We start from the raw sequence: 10,946 nt of genomic DNA, 5'->3' as shown, positions 1-10,946 counted from the left end.
GGAAGGGGAATCGTTAACGGTTGCGGATGCACAAACGCCCGTAGCCGCTGCCGAAGGCTGCGCTGGCCCCAGAGTACGCTGGAGATCTCCAGCGTGGTTCGAGGGCCAGCGCAGCCTGGCGGCAGCGGCTACGGGGTAATGCGCGTCAAAGGGCCTCCAGGCGGGCCATCAGGTCGTCCAGGTCGGTGGTGGGTTGCGGGGCGCGGGCGGCGTCGACCAGCTCGGCGAGCTCGGCGACGGTGGCGACTTCGAACACCTGGCGCAGGCTCAACGACACCTGCAAGGTACTTTGCAGGCGGGTGAACACCTGCGTGGCCAGCAGCGAGTGGCCGCCCAGTTCGAAGAAGTTGTCGGTCACCCCCACCTGCGCAAGGCCCAGCACCTGGGCCCAGATGTCGGCCAGCAGCTGCTCGGTCTCGGTGCGCGGGGCCACGTAGTCGCGCGGCTGCCAATCCGGCGCCGGCAGGGCCTTGCGGTCGAGCTTGCCGTTGGGGGTCAGCGGCATGCGCGGCAGCGCCAGCAGTTGCGCGGGCACCATGTAGTCCGGCAGGCCGCGGCGCAGCTGCGCCTTGAGCGCATCCAGGCGGCTGTCATCGACGCCGGTGACGTAACCCACCAGCTGCTTGCCGTACGCCGACTCGCGGGCAACCACGGCGGCGTCCGCGACGTCGGCCTGGGCCAGCAGGCAGGCTTCGATTTCACCCAGCTCGATGCGCAGGCCACGGATTTTCACCTGCTGGTCGATACGTCCCAGGTACTCCAGCACGCCATCGGCGCGGCGCCGCGCCAGGTCGCCGGTGCGGTACAGGCGCGCGCCGCTGGCACTGAACGGGTCGGCGACGAAGCGCTCGGCGGTCAGCCCAGGGCGCGCGTGGTAACCCCGCGCCAGGCCGTCGCCGCCGATGTACAGCTCGCCGGCCACGCCCGGCGGCGCCGGGTTGAGGCTGTCATCGAGCACGTGCAGCTGGGTGTTGGCCAGCGGCCCGCCCAGGTCCGGGCGGCCGTGCACGCGGTTCAGCGCCGACCAGATGGTGGTCTCGGTGGGGCCGTAGAGGTTCCACAGCTGCGCCGCCTGTTCACCCAGGCGCGCGGCCAGTTCGGTGGACAGCGCCTCGCCGCCGCAGAAGAACCGCTTGCCGCGCAGGCGGCTGAAGCCCTCGTGGCTGGCGAGCATGCCCCAGCTCGACGGCGTGGCCTGGATCACAGTGACGCCATACTGCTCGATCACCTCCAGCAGGCGCGCCGGGTCCTTGGCCGCCATGCGTTCCACCAGCACCACGGCGCCGCCCACCAGCAACGGCAGGTACAGCTCCAGCGCCGAGATGTCGAACGACAGCGAGGTCAGCCCCAGTACCCGATCAGTCGCCGTCAGGCCCGGCTCGGCGGCCATGCTGTGCAGGAAATTGACCAGCCCGCCCTGGCGCACCGCCACGCCCTTGGGCTTGCCGGTGGAGCCGGAGGTGTAGATGACGTAGGCCAGGTGCTCGGGGTGCCCCAGGGCTGGGCCGTTGTCGGCAGCGTAGTGCGCCAGGCCGTCAAGGTCGTCCATGCAGAAGGTCGGCACCTGGGTGGTTGGCAGCGCCGCCAGCAGGCGCCGCTCGCTGAGCAGCAGGCTCAGGCCGCTGTCCTCAAGCATGTGCGCCAGGCGCTCGCGGGGGAACTCGGGGTCCATGGGCACGTAGGCACCACCGGCCTTCATCACCGCCAGCAAGGCCACCGGCAAGGCGGCGCCGCGCTCCAGGGCGATGCCCACCGCCACGTCCGGGCCTACGCCCTGCTCGCGCAGGTAGCCGGCCAGGCGGTTGGCCCGGGCGTTGAGTTGCGCGTAGCTGAGCTGGCCGTCGGCGGCGATCACTGCCACCGCGTCGGGGCTGCGCGCTGCCTGCGCCTCGATCAACTGGTGCAGGCTGTGCGCCGGGTCGTAGGCCATGGCGCTGCAGTTGCAGTCCAGCACCAGCGCGCGCTGGCTGGCGGCGTCCAGCAACGGCAGCTCGCCCAGGGGCCGCGCCGGGTCTTCGAGCATCGCCAGCAGCAGGGTCTGCAGCTGGCTGGCCAGGCCCTGCACGGCCAGTTCGCTGAAATGGCTGCGGCGGTAGTTGAACGCCAGCTTGAGGCTGTCGCCCAAGGACGCCATCAGCGTCAGCGGGTAGTTGGTGTTGCCCTGGATGCCTGCGCCCGAGAAGCGCACCGGGCTGTCGGCGCGCTCCAGCACTTCGGCCACCGGGAAGTTTTCGAATACCAGCAGGCTGTCGAACAGCGCCTCGCCGTCGCCATGGCGGCGTTGCAGTTCGAACAGCGGCGTGTGCTCGAATTCGCGCAGGGCCACGGCCTGCGCCTGCACCTGCTGCAACCATTGGCCGACAGGCAGGTGCGGCGCGGGCACTGACACCACCGGCAAGGTGTTGATGAACAGCCCCAACTGCCGGTCGATGCCCGGCAGCTCCGGCGGCCGCCCCGCCACCGTGGCGCCAAACGCCACCGCCGGCTGGCCGCTGTAGCGCTGCAGCACGATGGCCCAGGCCGCCTGCAGCAGCGTGTTGACCGTGACCTGGCGGCTGCGCGCGAACGCGGCCAGCGCGGCCAGCGGCAGGTGGACTTCCTGCTGGCCGAAGCCCTCGCCGCCCTGGGGCTTCACCAGGCAATCGGCGAGCCGCGTGGGCGCCTCCAGCGCTGCCAGCTGCTGGTCCCAGAACTGCTCGGTGGCGGCCGGGTCGCGGCGCTGCAGCCAGCGCAGGTAATCGCCGTAGCGGCCGGGGCTGGCCGGCGGCGCCTCGCCGAGGTAGCGCTGCATCACCTCGCCCAGCAGTTGCGCGGTGCTCCAGCCGTCCATGAGGATATGGTGGTGGGTGTAGATCAGGTGGTAGCGCTGCTCGTCGCAACGCACCAGGGTCAGGCGCAGCAACGGCGGCTGGTCGAGGGCAAAGCCGCGGGCCTGGTCGTCGGCGGCCAGGCGGTCGAGGGCCTGGCTGTCGAAAGCATTGCGCCAGTCCAGCACCTGCAACGGCAGGGTCAGCGCCGGCTGCACCCATTGCAGCGGGGTGTCCAGGCCCTGCCAGCAGAAGCCGGTGCGCAGGCTGTCGTGGGCGTCCAGCGCCGCTTGCCAGGCGTGGCGCAGGCGCTCGGCGTCCACCGCTTCCACGTCCACCCGCAGCTGGTTGACGTACACGCCGTCGCGGTTGTCGAGCAGTTGATGGAAGAGCATGCCGTGCTGCATGGGCGTCAGCGGCAACGCCGTGCTGACGCCGGCCGGCAAGGCCGCGCGCTGGGCGTCGTCGAGCACCAGCAGCGGCGCGTCGTCCTCGGTGCTGGCCGCCACGGCTTCAACCACAGCGGCCAGGGCACGCACGGTAGGCTGTTCGAACAGTGCCTTGGGGCTGAACACCAGCCCGGCCTGGCGCGCCTTGCCCACCACCTGGATGGTGACGATGGAGTCGCCGCCCAGTTCGAAGAAGTTGTCCAGCACGCCGACCTTGTCCAGCCCCAGCACCTGGGCCCAGATCTGGGCCAGCAGGGTTTCGCGAGGGCCTTCGGGCGCCTGGTACGCCTGCCCTTGCCAGTCCGGTGCCGGCAGGGCCTTGCGGTCGAGCTTGCGGTTGGGGGTCAGGGGCATGGCGGCCAGCTGCAGCAGTTGCGCCGGCACCATGTAGTCGGGCAGCTGCTGCTTGAGCGCGGCCTTCAGGGCGTTCAGGTCCAGCGCCTCGCCGACCACGTAGCCCACCAGTTGCTGGCCCTGGCCCACGCTGCGGGCGACCACGGCCGCTTCGCGCACGCCAGGTTGGCGCAGCAGCTGCGCTTCGATTTCGCCCAGCTCGATGCGGAAGCCGCGCACCTTCACCTGCTGGTCGATACGGCCCACGTATTCCAGCTGGCCGTTGGCGCGCCAGCGCGCCAGGTCGCCGGTGCGGTACAGGCGGCCGTGCCCTTGCGGGTCCGGCACGAAGCGCTCGGCGGTCAGGTCGGCGCGGCCGTGGTAACCGCGGGCCAGGCCCTGGCCGCCGATGAACAGCTCGCCGGCCACGCCTTGGGGCAGCGGTTGCAGGTAGGCGTCCAGCACGTACAGGCCGGTGTGGGCGATGGGTTCGCCGAGCCACGGCTGCGGTTGCTGCGGGTCGAGGCGGCGGCGCGCCGACCAGATGGTGGTCTCGGTGGGGCCGTAGAGGTTCCACACGTGCCCGGCGGCGGCAATCAGGCGCTGGGCCAGGTCGGCGGGCAGCGCTTCGCCGCCGCACAGCACCTGGCGCCCGGCAAGCTTTGCCGCCAGCTGCGGATGGTCGGCGAGCATGCGCCAGGTCGATGGCGTGGCCTGGATGCTGCGCACCTGGTGCTGCTCGATGGCCGCCCACAGGCACTGCGGGTCACGGGCGCTGTCGCGGTCCACCAGCACCACGCTGGCGCCACGGGTCAGCGGCAGGTACAGCTCCAGGCCGGCGATGTCGAATGACAGCGAGGTCAGCGCCAGCATGCGCTCGCCCGCCGCCAGGCCCGGTTGCTCGGCCATGCTGTCGAGGAAGTTGAGCAGTGCGCCGTGGCTGACCGCCACGCCCTTGGGCCGGCCGGTGGAGCCGGAGGTGTAGATCACGTACGCCAGGTGCTGGGGCTGGGTGACGGGCGCAAGGTCGCTGGCGTCCTCGTCGGCCCACAGCGCCTGGTCACGGTCCAGGCACCAGGTGTTGGGGTGCGCGGGCAGCTCGGCCAGCAGGTGCTGCTGGGTCAGCAGCAGGCGCGCGCCGCTGTCGGCGAGCATGTGGCCCAGGCGCTCGGCGGGGAATTCGGGGTCCAGCGGCACGTAGGCGGCACCGGCCTTGAGCACCGCCAGCAAGGCCACCAGCAGCTGGCTGTCGCGCTCGCAGGCCACGGCCACGCGGTCGTCGGGCTGCACGCCGGAGGCACGCAGGGCGCGGGCCAGGCGGTTGGCGCGGCGGTTGAGCGCGGCGTAGTCCAGGGTCTGGTCGCTGGCGATCAGCGCCAGGCTGGCCGGCGCCTGCGCGGCCTGCCGCTCGAACAGCGGCACCAGGCTGGCGGCGGCCAGCGCCGGGCCGCCCTGCACGCCACGTTGCAGCAGTTGCTGGCGCTCGGCATCGCCCAGCAATTGCAGCTCGGCCAGCGGCCGCGCGGCGTCCTCGGCCATGGCCAGCAGCAGGTGCTGGAAGTGCCCGGCCAGGCGCGCCATGGCCTCGCGGTCGAAGCTGGCCAGGTCGAAGGTGAAGCGCAGGTGCAGTTGCTCCGCGAGGTTGACCATCAGCATCAGCGGGTAGCTGGACTGCTCGGTGGCGCGCGCGTTGGCGAAACTCACCCCCGCTGGCGCGCCCTGCTGCAGGGCTTCGCTGACAGGGTAGTTCTCGAACACCAGCACGTGGTCGAACAGCCCACGGCCGCTGTAGCCCAGCCAGCGCTGGATGTCGTACAGCGGCGTGTGCTCGTGCTCGCGCAGGTCCAGGTTCAGCTGCTGCACCTGGGCCAGCCAGGCGTCGACGCTGAGCAGCGGCTGCGGCGTGGCCGCCACCGGCAGGGTGTTGATGAACAGCCCCAGCTGCTGTTCGATGCCCGGCAGCTGCGCCGGGCGCCCGGCCACGGTGGCGCCGAAGGCCACGGTGGCCTGGCCGCTGTAGCGGTGCAGCAGCAACAGCCACGCGGCCTGCACCAGGGTGTTGAAGGTCACGTGGCGCTGGCGGGCGAAGGCCTGCAACTGCGCGGTGCGTGCAGCGTCGAGCTGCACCTGCACCTCGGCCTGGCCGCTGTCGCCGTTGCCTTCGTAGGCCAGCAGGTTGGCCAGGTAGGTCGGCTCCTGCAGCTCGCCCATGTTGGCACGCCAGAAGCTTTCGCTGCTGGGGCGCTGGCCAAGCCACTGGATGTAGTCGCGGTAGGCCGGGGCGCTGCGGCTCGGCGCCTGGCCGGCGTAGCGTTGCAGCACCTCGCCCAGCAGCTGCGACTGGCTCCAGCCGTCCAGCAGCAGGTGGTGGCAGGTCCAGATCAGCTGTTGGCCGCCGTCGGCCAGGCGCACCAGGCGCAGGCGTATCAACGCCGGCCGGCGCAGGTCGAAGCCGCGCTGACGTTCGGCGCGGGCCACCTGCTCCGCGTCCTCGACCGCACTGCCCTGCTCCAGCACCAGGCTGACGTGGCGGTGCACGATCTGCAGCGCTGCGTCGCCCTCGCCTTCCCAGGCAAAGCCGCACCGCAGCACCGGGTGCGCGTCCAGCGCCGCCTGCCAGGCCGCGCGGAACCGCGCCAGGTCCAGGCCCTGCACGTCCACCCGCAGCTGGTTGATGTAGGCGCCAGCGGTGGGCGTGAACACGCTGTGGAACAGAATGCCCTGCTGCATCGGCGACAGCGGGTAGATGTCCTCGATCTGCGCGGCGGGCACCGGCAGGTTGTCCAGCTGCGCCTGGGTCAGGCGCGCCAGGGGGAAGTCCGAGGGCGTCAGGCCGCCGGCTGCGGGGCTGACGCAGTGTTCGATCAGGCTGCGCAGTTCCAGCTGCCAGGCGTCGGCCAGGCCCTGCACCTGCGGGGCGCTGAACCACTGTGGGGCGAAGCTCCAGGCCAGGCGCAGGCAGCCCTCGCTGATGCTGCCGTTGATGCTCAGCCAGTTGCCCGGTGGCGCCTCCGGGTCACTGTTGCGGCCACTGCTTTCGGCGGCCGGGTACAGCAGCGCGTCGTCGCCGAAGCTCTGGTCGAACTGGCCCAGGTAGTTGAAGGTGATGCGCGGCGCCGGCAGCGCGCGCAAGGCTTCGCCGTGGGGCGACAGCCAGGCCAGCACGCCATGGCCGATGCCGCGGTTGGGCACCTGGCGCAGGTGTTCCTTGATGGCCTTGATCGACTCGCCCATGTCGCTGGCGGCCTGCAGACGCAGCGGGTAGGTGCTGGTGAACCAGCCGACGGTGCGACTCAGGTCGGCGCCGTCGACCCACTCCTGCTCGCGGCCGTGGCCTTCCAGTTCCACATGCACCGCCGCCTGCCCGCTCCAGCGCTGCCAGGCGCGGGCCAGGGCGGTCAGCAGCAGGTCGTTGACCTGGGTGCGGTAGGCCGCCGGGGCCTGGCGCAGCAGCTGCCGGGTGCGCTCGGCATCCAGGCCGGTCTCGATCACTTGCAGGTCGCGCTGGCAGGCCTGCGCCTGGGGCGTGGCCACCAGCTGTTCAACCCGGTTGTCGGCCAGCTGCGCCTGCCACCAGGACAACTCCGCGGCCAATTGCGCGCTGCCGGCCTGGCGGTGCAGGGCATCGGCCCAGTCACGCAGGGCGGTGGTGCGCGGCGGCAACTGCGGCCGCGCGCCGTCGGCGAGCTGCCGGCACAGGAGCTGCAGGTCTTCGAGCAGGATGCGCCACGACACGCCGTCCACCACCAGGTGGTGCACCACCAGCAACAGGCGCTGGCTGCCGTCCCACAGTTGCAGCTGCACGGCGCGCAGCAGCGGGCCGTTGAGCAGGTCGAGGCTGTTTTGCGCCTGTTCGGTCGCGGCCTCCAATTCAGCCTGGTCGGCCACTGCCACTTGCCATAGCACGTTCTGCCCGGGGGCGGCGTGCTGGGCCTGGCCCTGGGCGTCGAAGCGCAGGCGCAGGGCGTCGTGATGTTCGAGCAGCAGGTGCAGGGCCTGGCGCAGGTGTTCGCCGATGATGGTGCGGTTGAAGCCGAGCATCACCGACTGGTTCCAGTGCTGGCGCTGGGCAATCTGGGTGGCGAAGAAACGCGTCTGGAACGGCAGCAGGCGGCTGGCGCCGGTCACGGGGGCCTGCTCCACTTGCGGGGCTTCGGCCTGTCGGGCCGCCTGGGCCAGGGCCGCCAGGGTCTGGTGCTGGAACAGGTCGCGCGGGGCCAGCAGCAGGCCCGCCTGGCGGGCGCGGCTGACCACCTGGATGGCGATGATCGAGTCACCGCCCAGTTCGAAGAAGTTGTCGTTGGCGCCCACCTGTTCAATGCCCAGCACCTGCTGCCAGATGCCGGCCATGACGATTTCACGCTCGCCTTGGGGCGCCACGTAGGCCTGCACCTGCGCCTGGGGCAGTGGTAGCGCCTTGCGCTCCAGCTTGCCGTTGGGGCTCAGGGGCATCTGCGCCAGGCTGATCAGGTGCGCCGGCACCATGAAGTCCGGCAGGCGCTCGGCCAGCCAGGCGCGCAGCGGCGCCTCGACGCCGCTGTCACCGACCACGTAGGCCACCAGCTGCTGCGAGCCAGCCACGCCGTCCACTGCCAGCACCACGGCTTCGCGGGTGAGCCCGGATTCGAGCAGGCAGGCTTCGATTTCGCCCAACTCGATGCGCAAACCGCGAATTTTCACCTGGTGGTCCAGGCGCCCCAGGTACTCGATGATGCCGCCTTCGCGCCAGCGCACCAGGTCGCCGGTGCGGTACAGGCGGCCGCTGCCGTCGGCGGCGGGCACGAAGCGTTCGGCGGTCAGCGCCTGGCGCTGGTGGTAGCCGCGCGCCAGGCCGACGCCGCCCAGGTACAGCTCGCCGGCCACGCCAATGGGCACCGGTTGCAGGCGCTTGTCCAGCACCTGGGTGCTCAGGCCGTCGATGGGGCGGCCGATGGGCACGCTGTCGCGGCCGTCGAGACGGCAGGTCCAGTGGGTGACGTCGATGGCCGCCTCGGTGGGGCCATAGAGGTTGACCAGCTCGGCGTTGGGCAGCGCTTTCAGGGTGCGCGCGGCCAGGTCGGCGGGCAGCGCCTCGCCACTGCACACAATCAGGCGCAGGCTGGTGCAGCGGGCCACGTCGGGCTCGGCCATGAACGCCTGGAGCATCGAGGGCACGAAATGCAGGGTGGTGATGCCCTGCTGGCGGATGCGCCGGATCAGCGCCGCCGGGTCGCGGTGTTCGCCGGGTAGCGCCAGGGTCAGGGTGGCGCCGGTCATCAGCGGCCAGAAGAATTCCCACACCGACACGTCGAAGCTGAACGGGGTCTTCTGCAGCACGTTATCGGCAGCGCTCAGGTCATAGGCCTGCTGCATCCACGCCAGGCGGTTGAACAGCGCGCCGTGGCTGTTGCCGGCGCCCTTGGGCTTGCCGGTGGAGCCGGAGGTGTAGATCACGTACGCCAGGTGCTCGGCGTCCAGCGCGGCCGGTGCCAGGGCCACCGGCTGGCGCAGGTCCAGGGCGTCGAGGTCGAGCACGTCCAGCGCGCGGCCGGCCAGCGGCAGCTTGGCCAGCACCCGTGCCTGGGTCAGCAGCAGGCCGATGCCGCTGTCGTCGAGCATGTGCTTGAGGCGCTCGGCCGGGTAGTCGGGGTCCATGGGCACGTAGGCGCCGCCGGCCTTGAGGATGGCCAACAGCGCCACCACCAGCTCCGGGCTGCGCTCGGCGGCCACGCCCACCATCACGTCGGCGCCTACGCCGCGCTGGCGCAGCAGCAGGGCCAGGTGGTTGGCGCGGGTGTCGAGCTGGGCGTAGGTCAGCTGGCGGTCGTCGAACAGCACCGCCAGGGCGTCTGGGCGCAGCGCTGCCTGCTGTTCGAACAGGCGGTGCACCGGCGCGCTCATGGCGTGGGCCGGGCCACCCTGGCTCCAGGCCTGCAGTTGCTCGCGCTCGGCTTGGCCAAGCAGCGGCGCGTCGTCCAGGCAAGCATCGGGGTGGTCGAGCATGTAGTCCAGCAGGTGCTCGTAGTGCCCGGCCAGGCGGGCGATGGTGCTGGCGGCGAACAGGTCGCGGTCGTATTCAAGGGTGCACAGCAGGTGCTCGCCCAGGGCTACGTCCAGGGACAGGTCGAACTTGGCGGTGACGCTGGGCAGCGTCATCACTTCCACGTTCAGGCCCGGCAGCTGCAGGCGGGTGCTGTCGTCCTGGTTGCGCAGGTTGAACAGGGTCTGGAACACCGGGCTGTGGCTGAGGCTGCGCTCGACCTGCAGGTGGTCGAGCAGCAGTTCGAAGGGGTAGTCGGCGTACTCCAGCGCCTGCATGGCCTCGGCCCGCAGGCGCCGGCACAGGTCCCGGGCGCTCAGCGGCTGGCTGAAGTCGGCGCGGTACACCTGGGTGTTGACGAAGAAGCCCACCAGCTCCTGGATCTCGCGCTGGTTGCGCGCCGCGTTGGGCACGCCCACGGCGAAGCTGTCCTGGCCGCTGTGGCGCGCCAGCAGCGCCTGCCAAGCGCCCAGCAACAACACGAACGGCGTGCATGCCTGTTGTTGGCAGAAGACCCGCAGGCGCGCCAGCAGGGCGTCGGGCAACTGCACCTGCAGCGACTCGCCGCGGTGGCCCTGGATGGCCGGGCGCGGGTGGTCCAGCGGCAGGTTCAGCACCGGCAGGTGGCTGCCCAGGTAGCCGCGCCAGTAGTCGGCAGCGGCCTGGGCGTGGCCCTGTTCATAGCGCTGGCGCTGCCAGGCGGCGTAGTCGGCGTATTGCACCTCCAGCACCGGCAGGCGCGCGTCGGCCTGGCCCAGGGCGGCGGCGTAGGCCACCGACAGGTCGCGCACCAGGATGGCGTTGGACCAGGCGTCGGAGACGATGTGGTGCAGGGTGAACAGCAGCACCTGCTCGCACTCGTCGGCGCACGACAGCAGCGTGGCACGCAGCAACGGCGCGCGGTCGAGCACGAACGGAATGGCGGCCTCGGCGCGGATGCGCGCGTTGATCTGGCTGCAGTCGACCTTCTCCTCGCGGTGCAGCTGGAAGCTCACGTGGGGCTCGATGACCTGGCGCGGCTGGCCGTCGACTTCGACGAAGCGGGTGCGGAACACTTCATGGCGCTGGATCAGCGCCTGGAACGCCTGCTCCAGCGCCGCCACGTCCACCTCGCCTTCCAGGCGCAGCGCCCGCGGCAGGTTGTACTGGGCCGCGGCCGGGTCGTAGCGGTGCAGCAGCCACAGGCGCTGCTGGGAGAACGACAGGGGCGCACTGCCTTCATCGGGACGCCTGGGAATGCCTGGCTCGCCCGCTTCCTCGGCAAGCAGCAGCGCCAGCAGTTCGTCGTCCTGATTTTCGATGAATTGGTTCATGTCGTCCCGTCTCTCGACCGTGTCG

Annotated in this window: 1 protein-coding gene; it reads right to left on the bottom strand. The window is 71.1% G+C overall.

What is annotated here, in order from left to right; translation table 11 throughout:
- Window positions 1–145 precede the first annotated feature (145 nt).
- Entirely contained in the window at window positions 146–10,921 is a 10,776-nt protein-coding gene (locus AC0J42_RS04700; protein ID WP_473005384.1) for an amino acid adenylation domain-containing protein, read from the bottom strand.
- Between the last annotated feature and the right edge of the window lie 25 nt (window positions 10,922–10,946).

This window comes from Pseudomonas sp. Tav-5-1A (assembly GCF_055755055.1).
Note: the sequence above shows the minus strand (reverse complement) of the source record. Positions and strands in the feature narration are given on the sequence as shown.

Coding starts and splice junctions, on each gene's coding strand:
- AC0J42_RS04700 (WP_473005384.1), bottom strand. CDS start 10,921: ATGAACCAATTCATCGAAAATCAGGACGACGAACTGCTGGCGCTGCTG.